Source organism: uncultured Acetatifactor sp., from assembly GCF_948601915.1.
GTDB lineage: Bacteria > Bacillota > Clostridia > Lachnospirales > Lachnospiraceae > Acetatifactor.
This window is the reverse complement of sequence record NZ_CAPDXS010000016.1, coordinates 14,859-41,647: the sequence shown is the minus strand read 5'-3', so window position 1 is coordinate 41,647 and position 26,789 is coordinate 14,859. Positions and strand designations below refer to the sequence as shown.

The following is a 26,789-nucleotide window of genomic DNA, read 5'->3' as shown; positions in this document are numbered from 1 at the left end:
CCCCCAAGGCAATCTGCATTTTTTCTACCTGGCCCAGCGCCCTCTTTGGAGCTTGTCTCACAGCTCCTCCAGAAACGCGTCTGCTATGCCATTTAATCCATAACGCGATATCAGCGCCCTCAGTCCCGCCCCGATCTCCTCTCTGCTGTAGCCATTCGCCTCCAGGAAGCCATCCTCCTTGTCGTTGAGGTAAGAATAGAACAGCAGCGCCACCGCCAGATGGCTCCGGTCTCCGTCAGCCGCCAGCTCATATAACGCATTTTCCGCTTCATTGATTTTCCCGCCATCAACCATTTCCAGCAGCTTTTCCGTGGTCTCCACCTGCTCTTTCTCGGACAGCAGCTCCATTGTGGGAGAATCTGTGTCTATCGAAAAGAGGAGCTTCAGGATGGCCCTTATCATCTCCTTGATGACCCGCATGATGTAATCCTGTTCAAACATTTTTCTCCTTCCGCGTGCTACATTCATAAATCCTACAACACCATAACCATGATTTCGTGTACTCCGATACACATGGAACCAGAAGTTGCCGCAGCGCCCTGCTGAGTCCATATTATAACATATCAGGCGGAAGATGTGAAATAATTGTCTCGCGAAACAAAGCTTATTGCCCAAACTCCGCCGAATCCTGAAAAGATTTTATAAGGCTATTGAGAAAACCCGTTTTTCAGCGTATACTGTTATCAATGGGAAAGAACCCTCCCCATGGGAAGAATCTTCCCATGGAAGAAAGGAATTTTCATCATGGGAAAGGTAGATACTATTACAAAGAAATATATAGAGAATCCCATAGTCTTTGCGGATGCATTCAATCAGTTTTTATACCATGGAGAGCAGAAAATCAATCCTGCCCGGCTAACGGAATTGGACGCTACTGAAATCGTTGTTCCATATGGAGGAAACGGTGCCGGTGTGCCGGAGCAGAAATACCGGGATGTGCTGAAGCTTCTGTACGCCATGACGGACGGCCAGACAGCATACTGTGTCATGGGAATCGAAAATCAGGCTGAAATCCATTACGCCCTTCCGGTGAAGAATGGCGTCTATGATTTCCTCCATCTGTCCCATCAGGTCAGCAAGGCAGCCAATGCCCACAGGCAGGCCAGGAAGGACGCAAAGTCAAGACAGACAGATAACCGACAGGAGAAAGAAGAACCGACAGACGGCGAGTTCCTAAGCGGCTTCTGGAAGACAGACCGGCTTATCCCTGTGGTCACCCTTGTCATATATTTCGGCTCGGACAGCTGGGACGCGCCACTCTCCCTGAAAGAGATGTATTCCAGCGCTGACAGCGTCATTTTAGCACATGCGCCGGACTACCATGTAAACCTGACCGCCCCAAAGGAGATGTCGAATGACGAAATCAATAATTTCCACTCGAACCTGCGGGAAGTGATGCTGTACATCAAGTATTCTAAAGATAAGCAGACCCTGAATAATATCGTGAAGGAAGACCTAAGGTTCCAGAGCATGGAAAGGCAGGCAGCGGATGTAATCAATGTCGTTACGGGATCCAAGTTGAAATATCCCGAAGGGAAAGGAGCGGTGAATATGTGTTTGGCGATTCAGCAGATGCGGGAAGAGAGCGAAATGAAAGGTGCCATTCTGATGTGTAAAGATTTAGGAGTCTCCTTGGCCGAGACCATAAAGCGAATCGCGGAGAAGTTTCAATTGTCTGAAAGCGAATCCAGCGAAACAGTAAAACAATATTGGTGAAGAAGCAACCCTGGCAAGCGCCCCCGTAATTTATGCATCCACCCATCTGCCTGCATAAAATCTTTGCCACATTGTCAAGCAATGAATTCAATTTTGCGCACAAAAAGCAGGGACCCTCTCGAATCTCTGCTTTCTTTGCTGCCATTTTATCCTATATATTTTATTTTGCCGCAGACAAAATTTTCATTATTTCTTCTACTACCGAATTCATAGAAACATTAATAGATAAACTCTTATCTCTCGAAACAATTTCCATGATATTTTGTCTTATATTCCGGGGACTGACGATTATTCTGAATGGTACGCCAATAAGGTCAGCATCCGAAAACATTACACCGGCACTGACCCTGCGGTCATCATAAATGACCTCAACACCTTTGTTTTGCAGTTCTTCATACAACTTGTTGGCATAAGCCTGAACCTCGGCATCATCAGCACGAACAGCACAGAGGTGTACCTGCCACGGCGCAACCGCCAAAGGCCATATCGGACCATAATCATCATGGTGCGCCTCGCAGATGGAGGCGGCAAGTCTGCCGACACCGATACCGTAACATCCCATAACCGGATATCGCGCTTCCCCATTAGCGTCAATATAGGTCATATTCATGGATTTGGTATACTTGGTTCCGAGCTGAAAAATATTGCCCACCTCAATGCCACGGGATACTGTAACCGCAGGTTTACCACAATGCGGACAGATACCGCCTTCCTGTATTTTAGCAAAATCATGGTATTCCGCACCTTCTATATCACGTTTCATATCCAGCCCGGTATAGTGATATTCGTGAACATCTGCACCGCAGGAAAGATTGTTCATTCCATCAAGGGAACGGTCATACAGAACAGTGAAATCGCCGCTTAGATGAACAGGACCGATATAACCGGCCTTAAGTCCGCTCTCTTCGGTGATGATTGCCGGATGGATGTCATATCCCAAATAATTTGTGAGTTTGGTTTCATTCACCTCAAGATCCCCACGGATAAACAGTACAATATAATGGTCATCCGAATTACGCTGATAGACAACCGCCTTGCAGGAAGTCTTTTCATCACAGTTCAGGAACTCGCAGACGTCCTCAATGGTATGAATGTTCGGCGTGTGTACCAAAACAAGTTCCTGGGAAGCATCACTTCTTTCGTTCTGGATAATACACTCTGCCGCCTCCATATTCGCACGGTAATCACATTCTGTACAGATAGCGATAGAATCTTCCCCAATAGGAGTGAGCAGCATAAATTCATGGGAGATATTACCGCCCATCATACCGGAGTCGGAAGCCACCGAAATAACCTCCGGCAATCCTACTCTTGCATAGATGCGCTCATAAGCCTTATGGCACTTGTCGTAATAATCTTCCAAATCTACCTGACTGGTATGGAAAGAGTAGGCATCTTTCATTGTAAATTCACGAACGCGAATCAGTCCCGCCCTCGGTCTTGCTTCATCGCGGAACTTAGTCTGTATCTGATATATCATAAAAGGATATTTCATATAGCTCTGTCCGTAATCACGCACAAGATGAACGGCTGCTTCTTCATGTGTCATACCGAGCACAAGAGGACTTCCACTACGGTCATGGAAGCGGGCCATTTCTTTACCAATGCTATCGTATCTGCCAGATTCCTGCCAGATAGAAGCCGGCATGACAACAGGAAACTGGACTTCCTGCCCGTCAATAGCGTCCATTTCTTCGCGGATAATCTGCTCTATCTTCCGTGTAATTCTTTTCAGCGGCATGTAGGATGAAAAAATACCGTTTGCTACATACTTCATGTAGCCGCCGCGCACCATCAGAGCATGGCTGTCAATGTTACAGTCTGACGGCCTTTCCCGAAAACGATCTCCAACAAGTTTTTCCAGTTTCATAAAGGATACCTCCGTATTTTGTTTTTGAACACAAAAAAAGCCCTAAGCCGACATTACATCAGCTTAGGGCGAACTAATCTTAAGTCCGCGGTACCACCTAAATTCGGAGCAATCCGCACTCTCTGGCACAAGAGAAAATCTGATGCCATATCTCTGTAACGGGAGAACCCGGCAAGGCTTACTGTCATTTCAGCTTACAGCTCAAAGATGGGTTGGGCATCTTTTCAATAAAGGCTCGCACCGGCCGCCTTCTCTCTGAAAATCCGAGATGCTTACTATTTCTTATCATAGCTTTTGTGTTCAATTTTTTAATTTATATCACAAAAGATAACGGCTGTCAAGCTTCATATCCGCACATCCGCACCCGGCTTGTAAAATCATCTCCTGCCAATCTCCGTATCCGCCGCGGTGGTCCGGCTGTGCTCCTTGATGTAGTCCATAATGTCATCCAGCCTGGTGAACGCCAGCCCCACATAGCTGTCCGCCGCGCCGTAGTAGATGGCGATCCTGCCGCTTTCGCTGTCGTGGATGGTGGCGCAGGGGAAGCACACATTGGGCACGAAGCCGCGCTCCTCATACCACTGCTCCGGGGTCAGCAGGAAGTCCTCGCAGCGGTACTTCACCATAGAGGGGTTGTCGATGTCCAGGATGGCCCCGCCGATGCTGTACACATAGCCGTTGCAGGTGCCTGTGACGCCGTGGTAGAACAGAAGCCATCCCTCATTGGTCTCAATGGGCGCCGCGCCGCCGCCGATTTTCAGGGACTCCCACCATTCACTGCCCTTGCCCATCACATGCCTGTGCTTGCCCCAGTACACCATGTCCGGGCTCTCGCTCAAGAAAATGTCCCCAAAGGGCGTATGGCCGCTGTCCGAGGGCCTGCTCAGCAGACAGAAGTTGCCGTTGATCTTACGTGGAAAGAGCACGGCATTGCGGTTGAAGGGCAGGAAGGGATTCTCGATCCTGATAAAGGTCTTGAAGTCATTTGTCTTTGCCATGCCGATGGCGGCCCCGTAGAAATCCTGGCACCAGATGATATAATAGGTGTCCTCCACCTTCACCAGCCTGGGGTCATAGGCGTAGACAGGCATGAAGGGCTCTCCCTCTTCGTCCACAAAGGGAATCTTGTCCTCCTCAAAATCCCAGTGGATGGCATCCTTGCTCCTGCCCATATAGATATACGGAATTCCGTTATTCTGTTCCCCGCGGAACACGCCGATGAAGCTGTCCCCATAGGGCATCACGGCACTGTTGAAGATCCTGGCCACGTTCTTCAGGGGATTGCGCCCGATGATGGGGTTCTCCGAATACCTCCAGACGGGAGCGCCGGTAAAGGACTCCGGCCCTTCCTGCCAGGGCATATTGGGTACGGCGGGGCCGATCATTTTATATTTGCTCATATCGTTCTCCTCTCAATACATCTGTTTTGCTGTCACACTTATCACGCACCATCTGTTCTCAGTGCCAAATCCGGACAGTCCTCCGCTCCCGGTTCCAATGCCCCAATCCCGGCAGGCATCCGCGGAGCGCTCCCGAAGCCCTGCACGTCCTCTGTCCGGCCTGCTGTCGGCAAAGCCGTCCCTTCCGTCAGCCCCGGAGGAGCCGCAGGTTCCGTTCAATCATTTCGCACCTCAGGGCCACGCAGTCCGGGCTGCGCAGAGGGTCTTCCGGCGTATGGAACACATAGTCCGTGAGCTTCTCCATGGTGGTAGCCGCCACATGCATCCTGGTATCACTGGAAGCGTAATAGATATACACCTCCCCGTTCTCCCGGGCGATGGCCCCATTGGTGAACACCACATTGGACACGTCCCCTACCCGTTCCCCTGCCCTGGGCCCGATCAGCAGCCCGCCGGGCTCCGCGATCACCCTGGCCGGGTCGTCCAGCGCCGTGGCGAAGGCGTATATCACATAGCGCAGCCCCGCCGCCGTATTGCGGACGCCGTGGGCGATGTGGATCCAGCCCTGGGGCGTCCTGATGGGCACGGCCCCCGCGCCGTTCTTGGCCTCGGTTATGGTGTGGTACTGCCTCTTGCTTGTGATGCGCTCCTCGTCAATCACCGGATGCAGGATGTCCCGGCAGAGGCCGAAGCCTATTCCGCCGCCGGAGCCGGTGTCTATGAAGTCATCCATGGGCCGGGTATAGAAAGCATACCTGCCCTCCACGAACTCCGGGTGCAGCACTACGTTCCTCTGCTGGGGCGACTGCAGGGTCTTCAAATTGGGCAGCCGCTCCCAGGTCTTCAGATCCTTTGTCCGCACGATGCCCGCGGCCGCCACCGCAGCGGACAGATCGGACACGGACCTGTCCTTGCTCTCCGAGCAGAAGACCCCATAGATATAGCCGTCCCGGTGCTTCGTCAGCCGCATGTCGTAGACATTGGTCTCCTCCGGGCAGGTGTCCGGCAGCACCACCGGATAGTCCCAGAACCGAAAACCCTCCACGGGGCTCTGGCTCTCCGCCACGGCGAAGAAGGATTTCCTGTCGTTCCCCTCCACCCTGGCCACCAGGTAGAACTTCCCGTCCAGCTCAATGGCGCCGGAATTCATCACCGCATTCACGCCCAGCCGTTCCTGGAAATGTGGATTTCTGTCCATGTCCAGATCGTATCTCCAGAACAGCGGGATGTGCTCCCTGGTCAGCACGGGGTTTCTGTAACGGTCATAGATGCCGTTGTAAAAGGATGTGTCCACTTCGTTGGGACGGCCCAGCAGCTCCTGCTGCTTTGCCAGTTCAGTTTCATATCGAGGATGTATTCTCATGATCTCTCCTATTCTCAGCTATCGCCGGTCTGCTCTCCATATCTGTGTCCGATACCCCTTACCTCTTCCGTATGCCATGCGCATCCTGCGCGTCCCATGGATGCCACATGTCCATGGCGCCGCGGCACAGCCGCCAATCCCTCCTGCCATGTCCGCGTCCTGTGCCCTGTCATCCGGCGCTGCGCCTCATGATCTCCATGCACATGCGCCCGTTGTGGTAAGGGCATTTCCAGGGCTCCACGATGGGCTTCTCCAGGGCGGGATTCCCCGCCTCGTCCGTGTACCAGAACCACTCCCCCTTCGGCCTCTCGTCCACCAGGTGTGCCCTGACGAATCCCCAGATGTCCTCCGCGGCCTCCAGATAGCGGCGCTCCCAAGTCTTCTGGTAAGCATTGTAGAATCCCACTACGCCCTCCGCCTGCACCCACCAGACCCTTTTTTCGTCCACCACGCCCCGCTCGCACTCATTGGCCAGGGAATGATGGGCGTATGCCCTCTCGTAGACCTCCGCCTCCAGGCTCCGCAGCATAGGGCTCATGCGCCGGGTCAGCCCCTCGTCCCCCAGCACCTCCAGGCATCTGTCGATCAGCCAGGCCGCCTCGATGTCATGTCCGTAAGAATGCAGGTCGATCAGGCTCTCCATGTGGAGGTCGAAAAACACCTCCTGTCTGCGCAGCTCCGGATTGTATACACGCTCCGCCACCAGATTCAGGATCCAGCGCAGCTTCTCCTCCACGGTCCTCCGCCAGGCCCCCGGCCTTCCCGGCTCCAGGCCCCTCCGGGAAAACACACCGGAAGCCTGCTCCTCCCTGCACGCCCCCAGGTACTCCGTGTACGCCTCCAGCACATGCAGCAGCGTGTTCATGGTGCGGTCCGCCATCACCCCGTTCTCCGAGAGTTTGTCATTGGCAATGGGACAAAAATCAATATCCAGCGCCTCCTTATACCCTTGCGCATCGAAGCACTTGCCCTCAATCACCCCGATCAGCCGCTCCGCCAGCTCCAGGGCCTCCCTGTCACGGTACGCCCTGTAATAAGAAGACAGGGCATACACCGCAAAGGCCTGGTTATAGGTATGCTTCGTGGTATCCTCCGGCTGCCCCCGGTAATCCAGCGACCAGTACACGCCGCCCCGCTCCGCGTCCACGCATCTGTCCCGCAGGAATCGGTACGCCCAGTCCGCGCACTCCTTCAGGGCATCCGCTCTGTCCTGCTCCCGCTGCGGGCTCTGCGCCTGTTCCCGCTCCCGCGCCCTCTGCCGCGCCGGCTGGCCTCCCGCCCCGGGAAGCGCCGCGCCGCCGGACAATGCCGCCCGCTCCCCCTCCTCCCCTGCCAGGCATATCGCCGCATTGGAGAAGAACCAGAGGATGCGGCTGTTCAGGATACAGCCCTTATCCGCCTCCCTGTCCACCGTCAGCCCCGAATCCATCCAGCCGTAAAACCCGCCGTTCTCCCTGTCCCGCAGCCCCTCCCAGAAAGGAACCAGGCGGCCCCACAGATGGCCCCTTACCTCATCGCTTAACATGCAGCTCCCCCTTTCCGAACTCAATTAATTTCTGACTCTATTATTAACTTATCTATTAATCAATGTCATTAACAGTTCTTGACTTTTATCTATATTTCTTGACAAAAGCGGGATTTTCATCCTTTTCCACAATAAAAACCCGCTTTTTTCGGAGCATTTGACAATATCCATCCCCCGGCCCTTCAGCTATAATGAGTCCATATCGCTTAAAAAGCGCTTAATCAAAATCCGGCCTGAAAGAGAGGATGCGTCCATGACCATAGAGGAAAACTACACCCCCAGCCTGTCCCTGCTGTCCAAATCAGGGATGAACCTGACATCCTTCCACCCGGAAGCGGAGGTCCGGGACTCCCTCCTCCACCGCATCGCCCTGGAATGGGGCTCCGTAACCGGCCCCGTCTCCTACTATGCCCCCCGGCGCCGTGCCCTGGGGCTCCTGCGCCTGAAGTCCGGCTCCCTGCACCTCACCCTCTTTCCCTCCGGCATTCCCGCGCCCCTTTCGGAGAGCGGCCTCTACCTTGTGGACTGCCGCCCTGCCCGCCGGATGCTGGTGCGCGGCAGGGCGGAGTATGCGCTGCTGCTCTTCGACGGCCCGGGCCTGGACTATTTCTGCAGCCAGCTCCCCCAGGGCATGCCCTTCTGGCGGATCCCTCCCGCCGCGCCCTGGGCCGGAGACCTCCTCCCCCTGTTCGGGAAAAAGGAGGAAAGCCCCATCCTCTGCCATATGCTGCTGACCGGGCTGCTCTCCCGGCTGGCCCTGGCGCATGCCCTCCCCCCGGAGACTGCCCCCGCCTATCTGGAGGACATCAAATCCCGGCTGGAGACCCATTACTATGAAAGCTTTTCTCTGGCAGCTCTGGAAGAAAAGTACAGGGTGAACCGCTACCGCCTCTGCCGGGAGTTCAAGAGCCATTACCGCACCTCCCCCCTGCAGTACCTGCACCGGATGCGCGTCCAGGCCGCCAGGAGCCTGTTGGCGGAGACGAACCTGAAGGTACACGAAATCAGCTACGAAGTGGGCTATGAGAACGTGAACCATTTCATCGCCCATTTCAGGAAGCTCACGGGGCTGACCCCCAGGGAGTACCGCCTTTCGCCGCGCTGACGGGCGAAAGGCGCCTCGTTTTCCGCTTGACAATCCATTCATTTTTCTTTATCATATAGAGGAGAGAAGACGGACAGCACAAAGCCTTATCTGAGGCTTTTCTTTTTTATATCTGGCAAAAGCCCGGCAGATGCCGAGGGGGGATCGACTTTGGAGAGCAAAGATTACGAAATCATCTTAAATAGTATGCCGGAGACCGGCATTTATGTGATCCGGCAGGACAATCACAGCCTGCTGTATTTCAACAAAAGAGTTCAGACCGTATCGCCGGAGATACGCTTGGGCAAGACCTGCCATGAGGTATGGGCGGGATCTTGCATCAACTGTCCCCTGCTGACCATAGAGGGCAGGCAGGAGGGGCGCTCCCTGAGCTACAATGCCACCTTCGGCGGGGTGGTGGACATGGTAGCCACCCGGATGCTCTGGAAGGATGCCATCCCCGCCTTCGTGGTCAGTGTCACGCCCCGGATAGAGTCCTCCGGCTATACATACCGCAAAATCCTGCGCCTGGATCTGGGCCGGAACCGCTACGACGTGCTGAAGTTCGATGCGGGCGCATGGCTGAACCAGCGGGGAACCGAGGACCTTGCCGGGGAATTCGAGAAGCTGGCCGGAAGCGGCATGGTGCATCCCGACGACGTGGAGCGCTTCCGGGACTTTACCGATATATCCCATCTGCAGAATGCCCTGCACTCCGGCAAGTCCGTACTGACCTGCATCTACCGCCGTCTCCATGAGGAAGAGTTCCGCTGGTATCTGGTCGAAGTCGTCCGGGCCTTCGATTACAGCGAAGACAACCAGACCGCCATGTTCTGCGTTAAGGACGTGCACGATACCATGCGGGAAGGCCTGGAGCGGGAGGGGGACAATGTCCGCAGCCGCGATGCCCTTCTGGCCGTAGGCGAGCGGAGCTTCGGCATCTATGCCGTCAACCTGGAGACCGGCGCTACGGACGTCATCCGTGTGGAGGGACATACGCCCGGGGAAGAGCTCCTCCTGCCGCCCCTGTGGGATACTTATCTGCATTCCCGGATCATGGAAAGGCTCCATCCCGCCTACCGGGAGGCTTTCCTGGCGAAATTCTCCACTGAGGGCCTCATACAGGCCAGGGATACCGGGGAGCAGGAATCGGAGCTTTTGTGCCAGTGGGAGATCGGCGGCTCCTACCGCTATATCTCCGTGACGGCCCACCTGAACAGCGAGCACGGCAATCCGGAATACGCCCTCCTGGCCATGGAGAACATGGACGAACAGATGCGCAAGGAGCTGGCCCACAGCAAGCACGACATGCAGATCGCCGCAATCCTGAAGTCCCGCTTCACCATGATGACCACGGTGAACCTGGAGAACGGCCAGTGCGAGCGCATCCGCCTGGACGGCGCCGCCCGGATGCAGGATGCCCAGGTGGGCGATTACAGCTATTACACCCAGCTGCTGATTCCACAATTGTACCCGGAGGACGCCCTCAATTACGGGCATCTCCTGTCCCTGGAGCATCTGCAGGAAAAGGCGGCGGTGACGGAGCATTACGCGGAGGAAATCTGCCAGTACCGCATCAAGGGGAATCCTCCCCGCTGGCTGGAGCAGCATATCATCTACAGCCGCCAGAACGGCAGGATGGTGGTCAATATCCTGGGCCATGACATCACCGACGAGAAGAGCCGGGAGGACCAACGGCACCGGGCCATGCAGGACCGGGCCTACATCATCAGCAGCCTGAGCAGCCTGTTCTTCTCCACCTATTACATCGATTTGGAGCGGGATACCTTCCGGGCCGTGACCAAGCTGGGCAAGGGCGGGGACGTGCTGGGCAGCGAAGTGAACTGCACCGCCGCCCTGGAGGTCTACGCCGAGAATTTCATCCATCCGGATGACAGGGAAGACTATCTGAAGGTCATGAACATACCGAATCTTATGCAGAACCTGCGCTGGTGGCAGCCCTATGTATCGGCCACCTACCGGAAGCTTCCCCAGGAGCCCGACGATGATACCGCGGCTCCCCAGTGGGTACGGGCCACGGTGGTGCTGGCCCAAATCGGCGGCAACGACATGCCGAAGACCGCGGTGTACGTGGCCCAGGACATCACGGAGACCCTGCAGCGCCAGCAACTGAAGTGACACGGAATCGGAAATCCCCATCATCCGGCGCCGAAAATGAACGGGAGTAAGGAAAAACATGGACAAAATATTGATAATCGAAGACAGCCGGGCACAGGCTGAATATCTGAAATCAATCCTGAGCGATGACTACGAGGTCACCATATGCCTGGAAGGCGAGGAAGGCTTCCGCAAGGCAAAGGGGGATGACTTCTCCCTGATCTTCCTGGACATCATCATGCCGGACGTAGACGGCTTCACGCTGCTGAAGAAATTCCAGGAGACGATCCTCACCAAGTATACGCCCGTCATCCTGGTCAGCGGCCTGGCGGATGTGCAGCACGAGGAGAAAGGCCTCACCCTGGGCGCGGTGGACTACATCGCCAAGCCCTTCAGCCCCATCACGGTCCGGGCCAGGGCCGCCATCCACATCAAGCTCCACCACTACCAGATGCAGTTCATGCACCAGGCCACCATGGATCAGCTCACCGGCGTGGCCAACAGGCGGCGCTACGAAGACGAGAGCAACTTAAAATGGCGGGAGGCCATCCGGCTGGGGCTCACCTTCTCCGTCTGCATGTTCGACATCGACAAGTTCAAGGTATACAACGACACCTTCGGCCATCCGTCGGGGGATAAGGTCATCTCCGCCGTGGCCCAGGCGGCATCCGCCTTCTTCCAGCGCCCCACGGACTTCTTCGGGCGCTACGGCGGGGAGGAGTTCGTGGCGATTATGCTGGGCAATGATTCCAGGTCTGCCTTTGAGTTCCTGCAGACCATCCGACAGGCAGTGGAGGATCTCCATATCCCCCATGACCCTTCCGTATCCCCCTGGGTCACCATCAGCATCGGCGGTGTCACCCTTCTGCCCAAGATGGGGGACGATTACGACGACTACCTGAAGATCGCGGACAACATGCTCTACAAGGCCAAGCACAACGGCCGGAACATGGTGGTGTGGTCCGATGGCGGCAAGGAGGAGTGGCGGGAGCGGTAGCTCCCCCCATATCCCCGCTGTTCCTCTGTAAGGGGATAGCGGGAATGCCAGTCCGTAAAGGCACAGCGAGCGGGCGTATCGATTCTTTCCAATCAATACGCCCGCTCAATTCGCTTCGTCCAATGGACCATACCTCCTTATTCAGTTTTTTCTTTCTCTTCCATTTCACCTTTTTGTGCTTTCCACGCTTTTCCTGTACTCCATGCACTGTAACGTTCTGGCAAATTCCGCTTCAGATATCCGCTACTTTTTTCGTGTCCTGCACCTTCTGTCTGGAACCTTTGCTGTTTATTTAGTTTTTTTAATGGAAGATTTTGTTTTTCCTCTCTCTTTATTGTGATTTCATTATAAGCCCTGATTCCATATTTGTCAATACTTTTTTGAAATTTTTAATTATTTTTTTGAAATTATTTTTTGAGGTATCTATTTTGCGAATTCAAGCTGTTTTCTGCCGTTTATTCTGCTAATTATAGGGCATTGCCCCGTTTTCGCACAAGCCCATGGACGGGCTGCGGGCCGCGCCGCTCAGCCCGCTCTGTGGTATGCCCTGCCCTCACATGCCGCCTGGAATTCCCCAAGCTTCCGTTTCGCCTCCCCGCTCAGATGCTCCGGAACCTGAATCTGCACGGTCACGTATTGATCGCCGCGGACCTTCGGGTCTTTCATGGAGACGATCCCCTTTCCCTTCAGCCGGATCTTGGTGCCGGACTGGGTACCCTCCCGAATCTTGCAGAGCACCTTCCCGGAAAGGGTCTGCACCGCCGCCTCGCCGCCCAGCACGGCCGTGGAGAAGGGGATGTTCGCCACCGTGTACACATCCAGGCCCTGCCGCTCAAAGCCCGGCTTCTTCCCCACGTTCACTTTCAGCAGCAGGTCTCCTGGGCTGCCGCCTCTTCCCCGGGCGCCTTTTCCTCTCAGGCGTATGCTCTTCCCGTCATCGATCCCCGCAGGAATCCGCACACGCAGGGACTGCCGGCCCGCCCCCTCCCCCGTGTCCAGGCGGAGGGTCTTCTCGCACCCGAAGGCCGCCTCCTCAAAGCTGACGGAAATCTCCGCCCGCAGGTCCGCGCCGCCCCTTCCGAACCCCTCCCCGAGGTCTTCGCCGAACATGCTCTTCAGGATATCGTCCATGCCGTCGCTTCCGAAGCGGTATTCATAGCGGTATCCGCCTCTGTCCCCGCTGCCGTAAGCCCGGCGGGCCTCCTGCCCTCCGCAGGCACCGGAGCCTCCGAAGCCATACATGTCTTCAAACGGATTTCCCCGGGAACCGGCATCCTGCGCCCCGCTGCCGTCGAAGGCGGCATGGCCGAACCGGTCGTAGAGCCTGCGCTTCTCGGGGTCGCTCAGGATTTCGTAGGCCTGGGTGGCCTCTTTGAATTTCTCTTCCGCCCGGGCGTCGCCTGCGCTGGTATCCGGGTGGTATTTTTTCGCCAGCTTCCGATATGCTTTCTTTATGGTCTTGTCGTCCGCGCCGCGCTCCACTCCCAGCACCGCGTAGTAATCTCTTTTCGCTGCCATCTTATTCCTCCCGTCTCCGCGTCAGCCTCCGGTTCCCCTGCACGGCCTCCGGCCCACATGCCGCCTGCGCCTGCCCCGCTGGGGAATGGGCAGGCAGGTGTCCAGCGGCCCGTACAGCAAGACACCCCGCAGCGTCTCCTGCGGGGTATCCTGGCGGCCTGTGCAAAACATTATCCCTCGATGGAGATGTAATGCTTCTTCTCCTCCACTGCCTTCTTCTCCTCCTTGGGGATATGGAAGGTCAGGATGCCGTTCTCGTACTTGGGGTGGATGTCCTCCTCGGTCACATGCTCCCCTACGTAGAAGCTGCGGCTCATGCTCCCGGCGTAGCGTTCGCGCCTGACATAAGTCCCCTTCTCATCCTTCTCGTCCTTGTTCAATCCCTTGGCGGCGCTGACGGTGAGGTTGCCGTTCACAAGCTCCATCTGAATCTCGTCCTTTTTGAAGCCCGGCAGGTCGATGTCCACCTCGTAGCCGCCCTCCGTCTCCTTCACATCAGTCTTCATCAGGTTCCTGGCGTGCTTGCCGTACAGCGTCCTGTCGATGTCAGGGAATGATGGAAACGCGAAATCCTCCATAAAGCTGTCGAACAAATTATCTCTGAAAATACTGGGCATCATCATAAGTCATGTCTCCTTTCTGCATCTGCACTTTGCTATCCTCCGGCGCTGTCCTGGCTTTGTGAAGCGCCGGTTCCTTTGAACCCGGGATCCGATCGGCTCCTGCCTTTCGTTTTCTCTGTTCCCTTGTTCTATTCGTACTATAACACTTATTTTAGCACTCGTCAAGAGGGAGTGCTAACAATTTCTGTGAAGATTCTGTGAACTGTACAGGCTTTATCTTTCCCGGAATCATTATAGAATATGAGAAGCTTTTCAATGGGTTCTGTCCTCCCGCAAAATGTTGTTGACCATGCCATGCCACCCGTGCTATAATCCTTTCAACAACTGAATAGCAGGAATGTCTTCAGGGCAGGGTGACTCTTCTCGGATGTCTGTGGTCTGAGAAGCAAGAATTCCCGATCGGCGGTGATAGTCCGCGGGCGCACATGCGCGGGGTTCGGTGAAATTCCGGAACCGACGGTATAGTCCGGATTAAAGAAGGTGTGTCGGAATGGCCAGATGGTATCTGGCTTTTGTCTGCACTCTTTTTTGTCCGCCTGTGAACTGCTCTGTAGGCAATTTCGATGCACCTGAAACGAAAAAAATGACACCTGAAAGGCCTTTCGCCGCTTTCAGGTGTCATTACATTTCAGGAGGTATCCATATGAAACACACAAGCACTAAGAAACTGACCACCCTGGGCCTGCTGTGCACGCTGGCCTACATCGCCACCGTCTTTGGCCGCGTCCCGCTGATCCTGTTCCTGAAGTACGATCCCAAGGACGTCGTCATCGTCATCGGCGGGCTGCTCTTCAGCCCCTTGACCGCCCTGGCCATCAGCGTCATCGTGTCCGTCACGGAGATGTTCACCGTCAGCAGCACCGGCTTCTGGGGCTGCCTGATGAACGTCATCTCCAGCTGCGCCTTCGCCTGCCCCGCCGCCTATGTCTATGGGAAAAGGCGCAGGCTGTCCAGCGCCCTGGGAGGGCTGCTTGGCGGATGGGGCTGCCAGGTGGCGGTGATGATGCTCTGGAATTACCTGGTTGCTCCGGTGTACATGGGGTATTCCAGGGAGGCGGTGGCGCAGCTGCTGCTTCCGGCCTTCCTGCCCTTTAATGTGATCAAAGGGGGACTGAACGCGGGGATCGCACTGCTTTTATACAAGCCCGTAGTCACTGCTCTGCGGCGCTCCCATCTGGCGGAGGCCCTCCCCGCTTCGGAACCTGCCGGAAAAATGCGGTTCCGTCCCGGGGCATTCCTGACTGCCCTGTTCCTCCTGGCAAGCTGTCTCCTGTTGTTCCTCTCCCTGCGAGGCGCTTTTTAGGGGGCCTGGTATCCCTTGCACACATCCACCCATCCCGCGTGGCCGGAGCATTCCTCCAGCTCCGGGATGGTGAGCTCTATGGCGCTGTTGGAGCTGCCGCAGGCGGGGAATACCGTCTCGAAGCGCTTCAGGGACACGTCCAGGTATACCGCCACGCCCGGGTTCACCGCAAAGGGACATACGCCGCCCACGGCATGGCCCACCATGGCCTCCGCCTCCTGGGGCGAGAGCATCTTGGCCTTGGCGGCGAACTTCGCCTTGTACTTGGCATTGTCGATTTTCGCGTCCCCGGCGGCCACCACCAGCACCGCGCGGCCCTCCACCAGGAAGGAGAGTGTCTTCGCGATCCTCTCAGGCTGGCAGTGCAGGGCCTGGGCCGCCAGCTCCACGGTGGCGCTGGACATGTCCAGTTCCAGGACCCTCTCTTCCATGCCGTAGTTTCTGAGATATGCTTTTACTTTCTCGATTGCCATGCTGTTCCTCCAAAATGTAGTCTGGTTTTGTATCTCGATATTATTTCGCCGTCTTTTGGATCGTCTCAATGATCCAGCAGGTGCATATCACGATTGCGGCGACAATCAAAAGCCCCGCAAACCCCACGGCAGCGATTGCCAGATTGTTTGCGATAAAAGGGAAAAAGCTGAACATGGCGCCCACATACCATAAGACAAGGTACAATACAAGGATACATACCGCATTTCTTTCCGTTTCTTTCATAACAGCCCTCCTCCGGGAATTCTGCAAATTTTGTAAATTGCCATACTTGATTATAAAATATTTGTCCGGGGTTTACAATGTATATTAGAGCGTTTTTTCGAATCTGTATCGACGGCGTTCCTGTTCACAGGTGCCTCCGCGAAGTGTTTCGCGCGCCAAAATGAGCGTACTCTGCCCACTTCAGGACAATAGAATTCTGCCTTTTAATTCTGTTGTGTATGCATCATGTTGCTGTGAGCGGCGAAGCCGTGAACAGTATTATATTGACATGGTTTCGATCTTATCATATAATGGCTTTGGTTAGTTATCACTAACTAAAGTATAGAAACGGAGGTCACACAATGCCATTCGAAACTTTACAGGGAATCCTGCTTCCCTTTCTCGGAACTGTCCTGGGCGCTGCCTGCGTGTTCGTCATGCGGAGCGCGCTTCCCCCGGCGGTGCAGAGATCCCTCACCGGCTTCGCCGCAGGGGTCATGGTGGCGGCATCCGTCTGGAGCCTGCTGATCCCCGCCATGGAGGAGGCGGAGCATCTGGGGCAACTGGCCTTCCTCCCGGCGGTGGCCGGGTTCTGGCTGGGCATCCTGTTCCTGCTCCTGCTGGACAGGACTATCCCCCATCTGCACCGGGACAGCGCATCGCCCGAGGGGCCCCGCACCAGGCTGGGACGCACCGCCATGCTGGTGCTGGCGGTGACCCTCCACAATATCCCCGAGGGCATGGCGGTGGGCGTGGTGCTGGCGGGCTGGATGGCCGGGGACGAGACGATCTCCCTGACCGGGGCCCTGGCCCTATCCATCGGCATCGCCCTCCAGAACTTTCCCGAAGGGGCGATCATCTCCATGCCTCTGCGGGCGGAGGGCGCAGGGAAGAAGCGGGCCTTTCTCTACGGCGTCCTCTCCGGCGTGGTGGAGCCCCTGGCCGCCCTGCTGACCATCCTGGCCGCAGGGCTCATCCTTCCGGCCCTGCCCTATCTGCTGAGCTTCGCGGCAGGGGCCATGATCTACGTGGTGGTGGAGGAGCTGATTCCGGAAGCCTCCGCCGGGGAGCACTCCAATCTGGGGACGCTGGCCTTCGCGGCGGGGTTCACGGTGATGCTGGCCCTGGACGTGGCCCTGGGCTGAGGGCTGAAGCCGTACGCGTCAGGATTTCCGCCTGGTTGATCCGGAAGGCCCTTGCGGAAAATATGGCCTCCTCTTTTCAGAAACAGTTGCAAAGACTGTGCGGATATGTTACCATAGCTACAGATAATTCTGATGTCAAACATTTCAGAAATTCTGCATCGGCTTCCGAAAGGGGCCTTTGGTCAGGGCGTTTTGCCTGAAAGTATCCGTCAATCATTGAAAAGAGCAGGCAGACGCAGCAAGAGCCGAACCGTCTGTCTCCTGTCTGCCTGCCAGAATCCCGGGAGGTATCGTATGAAGCAGACGAGAAAGCAGAGACAAAAGAAAAAAGCGGCCGCGCCGACGCAGGGGCTGCATAAGGCGGCATCGCCGAAGCAAATGGTGCTGAATTCCCAGGTCAGGGACAGCAGCAGCAAGATCATCTTTGACAACCATATCCTGTGCTCCCAGTTCCTGCGGGATTATGTGAACCTGCCTTATCTGAAGGATGTGCGGCCGGAGGATATCGAGGATGTGTCGGAACAGTATGTCACACTGTTCGCGGAGGAACGGAATTCCGACAGGGTGAAGCGTGTGCATATCGGCGGCGGGAGCCCTCCTTTCTTTCTGGTGTCCCTGATAGAGCATAAGACGGCGCCGGATTACAATGTATGCATGCAGTTGTTCCGCTACATGGTCTATATCTGGAACGCCTATGAGAGGGAGGCGGAGGGCATCCGGCAGGGCATGTCGAAGCGGAAGGATTTTCTGTATCCGCCCATTCTGCCCATAGTCTATTATGAGGGCGCCGCCGAATGGTACGTGCCGCTGAATTTCAGGAGCCGCGTCCGGGAGGGGAATACGTTCGGGAAATATATTCCGGATTTCGAGTATTATCTGGTACCGCTGCAGGGTTACAGCAATGAGGCGCTGATGGAGAAGCGGGATGAAATCTCATTGGTCATGTTGATCAATAAGCTGCAGACCACCGAGGACATCGAAAACTTCCGAAGGCTCCCGGGCAGGGAGATTGAGGCCATCCTGCAGAATACCCCGGAGCATCTGGTGGACATCATTGCAAAAGTGCTGCAGGCTTTCCTGCTAAAGATGAACGTACCTGTGCCAGAGACAGAGAAATTGACTGATAAGGTGAGGGAAAAGAAGATGGGCGAACTGTTTGCGGATATGGAGAAGATGGACATACAGGCGGAGCGGCGGAATACCGCCAATGCGGAGAGGCGCGCTGACCAGGCCGAGAAGCGGGCGGCGGAAGCACAGAAGCATCTCGAGGAAGCGCAGCTCCTGTCAGAGCTCACAGAAAAAAACAGCATAAGGTCAATAGTTGAGCTCTGTCAGGAGCTTGGCGCGCCAAAGGCTGCCGCCGCAGAAAAGCTTATGGAGAAGATGCACCTGGGCCAGGAGGAAGCCATGGAGAAGACGGCCCTTTACTGGAAAGAATGATACAGGGGCAGCGCGCCCTGCGGAATAGCTCATATCTCCTTCCGCAGAGGCGCCGACTGCGCCATCTTGTCCATAGGGGCCCTGTAGACCAGGAGGGAGAGCAGATACTCCGCCATCGCGCCCGCGGCCAGAATCGCAAAGCCTCCCAGCAGCACCTGCCAGAACGGGGTTCCCCTGCCTGACAGGACGTTCGGCAGCCCTTTCCCTGACAGTCCCTTCGACATCATAAAGCACAGGATGGGAAGCAGCCCTGCGGAAGCCGCTATGAAGTGTTTATAGGCCACGCCCATATAGACCATAATCGCGGCTATCGCAATCGCCAGGATTATCATATTTTCATATATAAATTCTCTGTTTTCCGCCTTTCCCCAGACCATGATGCCGCAGAACAGCCCTCCTGTCAGGTAAATGGCGGCCATTATGCTGAAGTTCATCAGCGCCGGAATCTTTGTCTGCAGCTTCTTTTTCAGGGGGGAGGCCTGTGCCATGCCCGCAACGCTCAGGGAGAAGAGCGCCTGCGTTGGCAGCATCCCCGCCACCAGGAGCATGTAGAATGCGGGGAAGCCGTTTCCGTTCATCCTCCCCAAAATTACGGCCGGAATCTCCAGCAGCATCACCAGGCCTACCGCGATGCAGTTCATCTTTATGCCATGGGCATAGCGCAGCATCCTCATCCCCAGTTTCCAGTCATTTATCATAATAGCTCCTTTCCACCCTCTTCATGGCGACCTGCACGGTCAGAACGCTCACCGCCGCTCCAAGCGCCATGCACATGATATCGATAATAAATATATGTTCTGCCAGATTCAGCAGCATCAGGGCAAATGCCGCCAGGAACACGGCCCCGTAGCTGATCAGCAGGTTCATCCAGAACATGCCGCCGAACCTGGACAGGAATGTGCCAAGGGCCGAGACAATGTAAGCGACCAGCACGAAATACAGCAGGACTCCCACGGCGCTTCCGGCATTGCCGGGCCAACTGTGGGCAATGCCGGGCCGGGAACCGGGGACACCTCCCGCCTCCCATCCCCAGGCCAGAGCCGCTGCCAACCGGTGCAGCGCGATAATGCCCAGGGCAGACAGGAACTTCCGCGCCAGGTCCATCCAAAGCGCATTTTTCAAAATCCCCATCCCCCGCCCGGAGGCCTTCAGGTACTCCAGCCCCATGGAATCCTTCGCCTGGATCCCGCCGAACAGCCAGTTGTCAGAGCTGATTTCCGCCATGGGCAGGAGCACCGTCACCACAATCGCCCCCACACCCCCATTGCCGCTCCCCAGCTTTCCCTCCACCCACAGACCGATCCCCAACAGGACGGCCGGCATCAGCAGGTACACCGCAAGCCGATACCGCGCGCCGGCAAATACCAGATAGCTTTTCATCCGATCCCTCATTCCACAGACCATCCCTTTCCGCGCTTTCCAAGGCTTGTATTGGCCTTCATCACCGCCACGCTGATCTGGGACAGGCTGGGCGTCTCCAGGCTCACGTCCATCCCGGCCAGCCTCTCCACATTCTCCGCAAGGCAGATCCCCTCAAACCCGTAGGCGCTGCGGTTCATGGAAAAGAGGATCTCTCCGGCCCTCTCCCCGTCCGCCGCCTCCCCCTTCACACAGACATATTTCTCCTTCAGATCCTCCACAAAGCCCTCCTCCACGATGTTGCCATGCTCCAGGATGACGGCGTAATCCGTCACGTTCTCCATGTCCGCGATATTATGGGTGGAGAAGAACACCGACTTCTCCCCGCCTCCCTGCTCCAGGTACTCCCGTATCATGTCGCAGAGCCTGTCCCGCATCAGGGGATCCAGCGGTGAGGCCGGCTCGTCCAAAATCAGCAGCTTTGTGTCCCTGGCCAGGACCGACGCCAGCATCAGCTTCATCCTGTTGCCGTCGGAGAGGCTGCGCACCTGCTTCCCCCCATCGCTGCCGCCGATTCCCAGCTCTCCGCAGATTGCCCGGTATCTCTCCTTATGGAAACCAGTGAACAGGAGCCCGCTGATCTCCTCCACCTGCCGGGTCGTCCACTGGGGCAGGAAGTAGCAGCCCGGGCCCGTGTAGCCGATCTGCTCCTGGACATCGCCGCAGATTCCCGGCTGCTGCCTGTCGAAGTAGGTGACCTCCCCCGCAAAGTCCAGCCGTATGCCGGCGAGGATGTTCAGCAGCGTGGTCTTTCCCGCGCCGTTCTCTCCGATCAGGGCTGTGGCGAAGCCCTTCGGCAGCGAAAGCCGGGGAACCGAGAGCTCGAAGCCCCTGTATTTTTTCCGCAGGCCCCTCCCCTGCAGCGCGGTCTGGAAAACTTCATTTTCATGTTTTATAATATTCGTTTTTTCGTCTATTCTGACCATATCCCTCTTCCTTTCTTCCTGACGAATCTCCTAATCTTCCCCTTCGTCCCCCATGTCCAGCAGCGTCCGCAGGATTTCCTGCAGCTCCTGGCCTGTCATCCCGGCTATCCTGGCGGCGCTCACCGCCTCCATCAGGGCCTCCTCCACTCTGCGCAGATGCTGTTCCTTCAGCATCTCGCTGTTCTGGGCGTTCACATAGAAGCCCTTGCCCTGGACCGCTGTCACAAGCCCCTCCTCCGCCAACTGTTCATAGGCCTTCATGGTGGTGATGACGCTGATCCGCAGGTCCTTCGCCAGACCCCGGATGGACGGGAGATATTCCCCTTCCCTCAGCTTGCCCGACAGGATATCCGCCTTTAGCTGCTCCGCAATCTGCTGGTATATGGGGACTCCTGAATTCTGCAATAGTTTCAAATCGGCATCGTCCTCTCTGCTGTTTATATGTTATATATACACCATAATCAGTTGTGTGTCAATGGGAAAATAAAAGTTAATATGAAATTTTCAGGATAAAGCCAATGCCCTCCACGCTGCCGCCGGCCTCAATATGGCCATTGTAGTCCATATGGGATATGGTCAGGACAGTCCCCTGGACCTGGCAGTTCCCGTTCCAGCCGTTCTGGAGAGCGATTTCGTCCTGGAAGGTCAGCGTGATCTCCCAGACGTCACTGGCCGTATCCGAAGCGTTGGCGATGGCTGCTTCGTACTGGTAGTATGTCCCGTCCTCCTGCTCCCAGGAGTTCACGATCCTGTCCGTCACTGTCAGGCCGTCCGGGCTCTGGATCTCCGGGGCCGGTTGGCCGCCTGTCCCTCCGGGCATCTGCGCAGGTCCCTTATCCCCGGCGGGCGGGCTGCCGTCTGCCCCGGTACCGCCTTTCGTACTTCCTCCCACGCTGCCCTCTTCGGTGCCACCGGCCGTTCCATTGCTGTCCCTGCTGCCCGGGCTGCTGTCCGCACCCTCCCCTGCTGCGCCTGCACCGTTGCCCTGCTTTCCTGCATTCCCTTCGCTTCCCAGCATATCCAGCAGCCATCTGCCGGAGTCGCTTAAGTCCTCCCATGCGAAGCCGCTGTCCTTGCCGCAGCCGTTTCTCAGAATCGCGGAGGTCTCCGCCTTGTCCGACAGGTTCCAGGCTACATAGCTGATGCCGCAGTCGTCCATGACCCGCACCCATTCCGCCGCCTGTGCCGCGTCGATTCCGCCATTGCCGCTGGCATCGCAGATGCCGTATTCCGAAACAAAGACAGGCAGGCCATCGGCTACCGCCTGCACCATGGCACCCCGGAGGGAATCCTTATGGGTGGCGGCATAGAAGTGCAGGGTGTACATGATATTGCCATATCCCGTGATGGGGTCTGCCGCCGCCTGATCCACTTGCTGTGACCAGTTAGGCGTGCCCACCAGGATGATGCCGTCCTCGTCCTTCTCCCGGATGGCGGCTATGACCTGTTCCGCATAGGATTTTATCTCTGCCCAGGAGACTCCGCCGTTTGGCTCGTTGCAGATTTCATAGATTACATTGTCGTAATCCGCATATTCCGCCGACATCTCCCGGAAGAACGCTTTCGCCTCCTCCAGGTGGGCATTGGGATTCCCATTCGACAGGATGTGCCAGTCGATGATGACATAGAGCCCGCAGTCCGTGGCATATTCCACGCCCTCCCGCACCAATGCCTTCAAAGCATCCTGATTCCCGTCCGTGCAGTATCCGCCGCTCTCCGCAGTGTACATGGCCAGGCGGACCACGTCCATCCCCCACTCCTCCTTAATCTGGCGGAAGCACGCTTCGCTGACGTACTGCGGGTACCAGGCCAGGCCATGGGTGCTGATTCCCCTTAGCTGGACCGGATTGCCCTCCTCGTCCACCAGTTGCGTCCCCGCCACGGACAGGGCGACGGGCTTCCCTGCGCCGGGATTCGAAGGGGTGCCCGATGCTGCTGTTCCCTCTTTTCCAGGATTTGTCTCCCTGTACGGCGCTCCGGCTTCCGTGCCTGTGAATTCTGCTGCTCCGGCCTTCGTATCTGTGCCTCCTGCGCTTCCCGCTTCTGTGCCTGCCCCTCCGCTCTCCGCGCCTCCGCTTCCCGCTTCTGTGCCTACACTTCCCGCCTCTCCGGCCTCCGTACCTGCTCCTCCCGCTTCTGTGCCTACACCTCCCGCCTCTCCGGCCTCCGTACCTGCTCCTCCCGCTTCTGTGCCTGCCCCTCCGGCCTCCTCCCGGCCAGCCTGCGGGGGCAGAGCCTTTTCTGTCCCCGCACCTGCCCCTCCGCAGCCCGTTGCACAGCATATCCCTATCAGCAGCACAAGGCCGCAGATTATAATCCTCCTCATGGCATCCGTCCTCCATCTCCATATTCTTTTCCAGGCAGCCATAGTTTTCCCTCCCCACATAACAGAACACCCCTGATTGTACCGCATAGCTTCCTTGTATTCACGAGCGGTAAAATGTGCCGCCAGACCACGGCGATCTGCCGCCAATCCAAGATGCTTTCCCCTCGCGAGTCTGGTGACCTGGCCCCACCAACGGTGGTCAGTATAGATTCTAGCAGACCACCACGCTTTGTCAAGCCCACGGGAAGCCGCCGACCTTCCAATACGGCCTTCCGATGCATACCTTCCGATATGGCCCTAAGTCCTTGACAGCCCGCGGCCCCATGTCTTATGATATTGGTAACAGAAAATCGCAGAAGGAGGACGCTATGTCACTTTACGAATTGAAAAACCAAGAAATTTCCATCGCGGTGGAAAGCCTTGGCGCGGAGCTGAAATCCCTGAAGAAGCTGGATACCGGCACGGAATACATGTGGTGCGCGGACGCCAGGTACTGGAACCGCACCTCCCCCATCCTGTTCCCCTTCGTGGGAAGCGCCAAAGACAAGAAATACCGCACCAAGGGGCAGACCTACTCCATGACCCAGCACGGCTTCGCAAGGGACATGGAATTCGAGCTGCTCTCCCGGACGGAGACTGAACTCTGGTTCGGCCTGGGCTCCAACGAGGAGACCCTGGAGAAATACCCCTACGCCTTCTTCCTGAAGCTGGGCTATCGCCTGGAGGGGAACAAAGTCGCCGTCCTGTGGCAGGTAGAGAATCCGGGCGCAGAACCCCTTCCCTTCTCCATCGGCGGACATCCCGCCTTCAACTGCCCCATCCGGGAGGGAGAGGCGCGCCACGACTATTTCCTGGACTTCGGCGACATAGCCCAGGTGAACAGCACCAGAATCAGCGAAAACGGGCTGGCCTTAAACGAGAGCGATACCTATCCCCTGGACGGGGGCAGGCTGGCCCTCACGGACTGCCTCTTCGACCACGACGCGCTGGTCATCGAGGACAATCAGACGGCCACCGTCTCCCTCTGCAGGCCGGACAAGAGCAGCTATATAAAGGTCACCATGGACGCCCCCCTGTTCGGCGTATGGTCCCCCGCAGGCAGTCCCCCTGCCCCCTTCGTGTGCATCGAGCCCTGGCACGGCAGATGCGACAGTGAGGACTTCACAGGGACCCTGGAGGAGCGCAAATGGGGCAACCGGATCGCTCCCGGGGAAGTCTGGAACGCCTCCTATACCATAGAAGTATCCTGAAATGCCCCGCCTTCCCGCAGCAGCCTGCCGGATATGTGCGGCGCTTCCCGCACTCCCGGCAGGTTCCGGGGAAGCTGACCCAATCTGTCTGAAAACAGCCTGAAATCAAATACCTCGCGGCATTCGCCAGCTGGCCGTGCAAGCACGGCCGCTCGGCTCATTGCTCGCGGGAATAAAGTATATGACATGACGAAAAGGAGTTAGCAGCATGGATAAGAACACGGCTAAAATCACGGAAATCAGGAACCTTTGCCAGGAAAAGCAGATCCGCATGATCGACTTCAAGATGACGGACATCGACGGCCGCTGGCGCCACATCACCATCCCGGTGGAGCGGTTCTGCGAGGACACCTTCACCTACGGCATCGGCTTCGACGGCTCCAATTACGGCTATGCGCCCATCGAGAAGAGTGACATGGTGTTCCTGCCGGATCCCGCCACCGCCTACGTGGATCCCTTCGCCTCGGTGCCCACCCTGACCATGTGCGGCAATGTATGCACCATCGGCCAGGACGGGAACAGGCCCTTCGACCAGTACCCAAAGAACGTCAGCCTCCGCGCTGTGGAATACATGAAGGAAAGCGGCATCGCCGACCGCATGGTGATCGGACCCGAGTTCGAGTTCTATCTCTTCGACAGCGCCCGTTTTGAGGTGACTCCCAGACAGTGCGGCTACCGCATCGACACCAGGCAGGCGGACTGGAACCACAGCCTGGACACCGCCGGTAACAATGGCTATGAGGTGTCCCACAAGGGCGGCTACCACATCTCGGCTCCCCAGGACGTGGGCTACGACCTGCGCAGCCACATGTGCATGATGATGGAGGACTGGGGCGTCCGGGTGAAATACCACCACCACGAGGTGGGCGGCCCGGGCCAGATGGAGATCGAGGTGGAGCTGGACGACATGCCCGCAATGGCGGACAACACCATGATCGTCAAATATATCATCAAGAACCTGGCGGCCCAGGAGGGCAAGACCGCCACCTTCCTCCCCAAGCCCATCTACCAGGAGGCGGGCAGCGGCATGCACGTACATATGCTGCTGTTCAAAAACGGGCTGCCCCTGTTCTATGACGAGGAGGGGTATTCGGGGCTGAGCAGGACGGCCCATTATTTCATGGGCGGACTGCTGAAGCACATCGCCTCCCTGTGCGCCTTTACCAATCCCTCCACCAATTCCTTCAAGCGCCTGGTGCCCGGCTTCGAGGCCCCGGTGACCGTGGGCTATGCCACCTCAAACCGCAGCGCGGTGATTCGGATTCCGGCCTATGCCAAGTCCCCGGAGACCAAGCGCTTCGAGCTGCGCAATCCGGATGCCACGGCCAACCCCTATTACGCCTACGCTGCGATCCTCATGGCCGGTCTGGACGGCATCGAGAACAAAATCGACCCGGCGGCAAACGGCTGGGGGCCTTACGACTTCAATCTCTATACCCTCTCACCGGAGGAGCAGAAGAAGATCAAGGGGCTGCCCAAATCCCTGGACGAGGCCCTGGACGCCCTGGAGGCCGACCACGAATACCTCACAAAGGGCGGCGTGTTCCCCCAGAGGCTGATCGATATCTGGGTGGCCAGGAAACGGGCGGAGCTGCGGCAGATGGAGCAGATTCCCCATCCGGCGGAGTTCAATATGTACTATGACTTGTAATCATTATGGTAAAGAAGAGGCCGGGAACAGGCAGATTGCCTGTCCCCGGCCTTTTGCTTTTGTTTTTGCTTTTGTATTTCCGGAAAATATTTCTCCATGCCCCATCTCTGAGCCGCCAGCCGCAGCGCCCCCAGGACACACTGTATAAGCCCGGAAACTACCTGGCCGGAATCCGCAGCACCTGGCCGATGCTCAGCAGGTCGCTGGTCAGCCCGTTCAGGCTCTTGATCGCCTCCACCGTGGTTCCGTATCTACGGGCTATCTGCCACAGGCTGTCCCCGGGCCGCACCGTGTATTCCGTGTACGACGGGCCCGACTGGGCCGCAGGTATCCGCAGCACCTGCCCCACGTCCAGCGCGTCGCCGGTCAGCCCGTTCAGGCTCTTGATCGCCTCCACCGTGGTTCCGTATCTACGGGCT

The 26,789-nt window shown here is 57.0% G+C and carries 24 protein-coding genes, 1 riboswitch and 1 other annotated feature; of the genes, 9 read left to right on the top strand and 15 right to left on the bottom strand.

Features of this window, described 5'->3' with window-relative positions; translation table 11 throughout:
- Window positions 1-57 precede the first annotated feature (57 nt).
- A complete protein-coding gene (locus tag Q2B33_RS04420; protein WP_296470079.1) occupies window positions 58-441 on the bottom strand; it encodes a DUF6483 family protein in 384 nt (127 codons plus the stop codon).
- Window positions 442-744: 303 nt separating this feature from the next.
- On the opposite strand from Q2B33_RS04420, the gene Q2B33_RS04415 reads away from it, so the two are divergent.
- Entirely contained in the window at window positions 745-1,716 is a 972-nt protein-coding gene (locus tag Q2B33_RS04415) for an Rpn family recombination-promoting nuclease/putative transposase (protein WP_300571565.1), read from the top strand.
- A gap of 160 nt (window positions 1,717-1,876) precedes the next feature.
- Here Q2B33_RS04415 and Q2B33_RS04410 read toward each other — a convergent pair whose 3' ends face one another.
- The 4 genes from Q2B33_RS04410 to Q2B33_RS04395 form a co-directional block, all read right to left on the bottom strand.
- Window positions 1,877-3,586 carry a proline--tRNA ligase gene (locus tag Q2B33_RS04410; protein WP_300571563.1) on the bottom strand — a complete coding sequence of 570 codons (1,710 nt, stop codon included), beginning with the start codon at window positions 3,584-3,586 and terminating at the stop codon, window positions 1,877-1,879.
- 61 nt (window positions 3,587-3,647) lie between these two features.
- Window positions 3,648-3,884: a binding site (T-box leader), on the bottom strand.
- A 79-nt stretch (window positions 3,885-3,963) separates the two neighbouring features.
- On the bottom strand, window positions 3,964-4,986 hold the full coding sequence (locus tag Q2B33_RS04405; RefSeq protein WP_300571561.1) for a glycoside hydrolase family 130 protein: 1,023 nt from the start codon (window positions 4,984-4,986) through the stop codon (window positions 3,964-3,966).
- Between the two features lie 187 nt (window positions 4,987-5,173).
- Window positions 5,174-6,349: a glycosidase gene (locus Q2B33_RS04400; RefSeq protein WP_300571559.1), complete on the bottom strand. Its 1,176-nt coding sequence runs from the start codon at window positions 6,347-6,349 to the stop codon at window positions 5,174-5,176.
- A 169-nt stretch (window positions 6,350-6,518) separates the two neighbouring features.
- Window positions 6,519-7,874 carry an AGE family epimerase/isomerase gene (locus tag Q2B33_RS04395; protein ID WP_300571557.1) on the bottom strand — a complete coding sequence of 452 codons (1,356 nt, stop codon included), beginning with the start codon at window positions 7,872-7,874 and terminating at the stop codon, window positions 6,519-6,521.
- A 253-nt stretch (window positions 7,875-8,127) separates the two neighbouring features.
- On the opposite strand from Q2B33_RS04395, the gene Q2B33_RS04390 reads away from it, so the two are divergent.
- The 3 genes from Q2B33_RS04390 to Q2B33_RS04380 all read left to right on the top strand — a co-directional run bounded on the left by Q2B33_RS04390 (window position 8,128) and on the right by Q2B33_RS04380 (window position 12,073).
- Window positions 8,128-8,979, top strand: a complete 852-nt coding sequence (locus Q2B33_RS04390; RefSeq protein WP_300571555.1) for a helix-turn-helix transcriptional regulator — start codon at window positions 8,128-8,130, stop codon at window positions 8,977-8,979.
- A 150-nt stretch (window positions 8,980-9,129) separates the two neighbouring features.
- Window positions 9,130-11,097, top strand: a complete 1,968-nt coding sequence (locus Q2B33_RS04385; protein WP_300571553.1) for a hypothetical protein — start codon at window positions 9,130-9,132, stop codon at window positions 11,095-11,097.
- Between the two features lie 58 nt (window positions 11,098-11,155).
- Window positions 11,156-12,073, top strand: coding sequence for a diguanylate cyclase (locus tag Q2B33_RS04380; protein ID WP_300571551.1), 918 nt, complete (start codon window positions 11,156-11,158; stop codon window positions 12,071-12,073).
- Window positions 12,074-12,598: 525 nt separating this feature from the next.
- On the opposite strand, the gene Q2B33_RS04375 is transcribed toward Q2B33_RS04380, so the two are convergent.
- Both Q2B33_RS04375 and Q2B33_RS04370 read right to left on the bottom strand, forming a co-directional pair.
- The gene (locus Q2B33_RS04375; protein WP_300571549.1) at window positions 12,599-13,591 is read right to left on the bottom strand and encodes a DnaJ C-terminal domain-containing protein; all 993 of its coding nucleotides are present in this window, start codon (window positions 13,589-13,591) and stop codon (window positions 12,599-12,601) included.
- A gap of 170 nt (window positions 13,592-13,761) precedes the next feature.
- Entirely contained in the window at window positions 13,762-14,214 is a 453-nt protein-coding gene (locus Q2B33_RS04370; protein ID WP_300571547.1) for an Hsp20/alpha crystallin family protein, read from the bottom strand.
- 335 nt (window positions 14,215-14,549) lie between these two features.
- Window positions 14,550-14,700, top strand: a riboswitch (FMN riboswitch).
- 157 nt (window positions 14,701-14,857) lie between these two features.
- On the opposite strand from Q2B33_RS04370, the gene Q2B33_RS04365 reads away from it, so the two are divergent.
- Window positions 14,858-15,517, top strand: coding sequence for an ECF transporter S component (locus tag Q2B33_RS04365; RefSeq protein ID WP_300571545.1), 660 nt, complete (start codon window positions 14,858-14,860; stop codon window positions 15,515-15,517).
- On the opposite strand, the gene Q2B33_RS04360 is transcribed toward Q2B33_RS04365, so the two are convergent.
- Entirely contained in the window at window positions 15,514-15,990 is a 477-nt protein-coding gene (locus tag Q2B33_RS04360) for a YbaK/EbsC family protein (RefSeq protein ID WP_296463118.1), read from the bottom strand. The two genes, Q2B33_RS04365 and Q2B33_RS04360, sit on opposite strands and share 4 nt — an antisense overlap.
- A gap of 40 nt (window positions 15,991-16,030) precedes the next feature.
- On the bottom strand, window positions 16,031-16,234 hold the full coding sequence (locus Q2B33_RS04355; protein WP_300571542.1) for a hypothetical protein: 204 nt from the start codon (window positions 16,232-16,234) through the stop codon (window positions 16,031-16,033).
- A 341-nt stretch (window positions 16,235-16,575) separates the two neighbouring features.
- Here Q2B33_RS04355 and Q2B33_RS04350 point away from each other — a divergent pair, with 341 nt between their 5' ends.
- Both Q2B33_RS04350 and Q2B33_RS04345 read left to right on the top strand, forming a co-directional pair.
- Window positions 16,576-17,358 (top strand): ZIP family metal transporter, encoded by a 783-nt coding sequence (locus tag Q2B33_RS04350; protein WP_300571540.1) that lies wholly within the window; start codon window positions 16,576-16,578, stop codon window positions 17,356-17,358.
- A gap of 294 nt (window positions 17,359-17,652) precedes the next feature.
- Entirely contained in the window at window positions 17,653-18,798 is a 1,146-nt protein-coding gene (locus Q2B33_RS04345) for an Rpn family recombination-promoting nuclease/putative transposase (protein ID WP_300571538.1), read from the top strand.
- A gap of 29 nt (window positions 18,799-18,827) precedes the next feature.
- Here Q2B33_RS04345 and Q2B33_RS04340 read toward each other — a convergent pair whose 3' ends face one another.
- The 5 genes from Q2B33_RS04340 to Q2B33_RS04320 all read right to left on the bottom strand — a co-directional run bounded on the left by Q2B33_RS04340 (window position 18,828) and on the right by Q2B33_RS04320 (window position 23,469).
- Window positions 18,828-19,496 carry a hypothetical protein gene (locus Q2B33_RS04340; protein WP_300571536.1) on the bottom strand — a complete coding sequence of 223 codons (669 nt, stop codon included), beginning with the start codon at window positions 19,494-19,496 and terminating at the stop codon, window positions 18,828-18,830.
- On the bottom strand, window positions 19,486-20,178 hold the full coding sequence (locus Q2B33_RS04335) for a hypothetical protein (RefSeq protein WP_300571534.1): 693 nt from the start codon (window positions 20,176-20,178) through the stop codon (window positions 19,486-19,488). The genes Q2B33_RS04340 and Q2B33_RS04335 overlap by 11 nt, the downstream gene beginning before the upstream one ends.
- A gap of 8 nt (window positions 20,179-20,186) precedes the next feature.
- Entirely contained in the window at window positions 20,187-21,143 is a 957-nt protein-coding gene (locus Q2B33_RS04330) for an ATP-binding cassette domain-containing protein (protein ID WP_300571532.1), read from the bottom strand.
- 30 nt (window positions 21,144-21,173) lie between these two features.
- Window positions 21,174-21,557 (bottom strand): GntR family transcriptional regulator, encoded by a 384-nt coding sequence (locus tag Q2B33_RS04325; protein WP_296463132.1) that lies wholly within the window; start codon window positions 21,555-21,557, stop codon window positions 21,174-21,176.
- Between the two features lie 76 nt (window positions 21,558-21,633).
- Window positions 21,634-23,469, bottom strand: coding sequence for a cellulase family glycosylhydrolase (locus tag Q2B33_RS04320; protein WP_300783661.1), 1,836 nt, complete (start codon window positions 23,467-23,469; stop codon window positions 21,634-21,636).
- A 368-nt stretch (window positions 23,470-23,837) separates the two neighbouring features.
- Here Q2B33_RS04320 and Q2B33_RS04315 point away from each other — a divergent pair, with 368 nt between their 5' ends.
- Both Q2B33_RS04315 and glnA read left to right on the top strand, forming a co-directional pair.
- Window positions 23,838-24,719, top strand: a complete 882-nt coding sequence (locus tag Q2B33_RS04315; protein WP_300571527.1) for an aldose 1-epimerase family protein — start codon at window positions 23,838-23,840, stop codon at window positions 24,717-24,719.
- 208 nt (window positions 24,720-24,927) lie between these two features.
- Window positions 24,928-26,370: a type I glutamate--ammonia ligase gene (gene glnA, locus Q2B33_RS04310; protein WP_300571525.1), complete on the top strand. Its 1,443-nt coding sequence runs from the start codon at window positions 24,928-24,930 to the stop codon at window positions 26,368-26,370.
- A gap of 157 nt (window positions 26,371-26,527) precedes the next feature.
- On the opposite strand, the gene Q2B33_RS04305 is transcribed toward glnA, so the two are convergent.
- On the bottom strand, window positions 26,528-26,789 hold a 262-nt coding region (locus Q2B33_RS04305; RefSeq protein ID WP_300773592.1), incomplete at its 5' end, for a LysM peptidoglycan-binding domain-containing protein.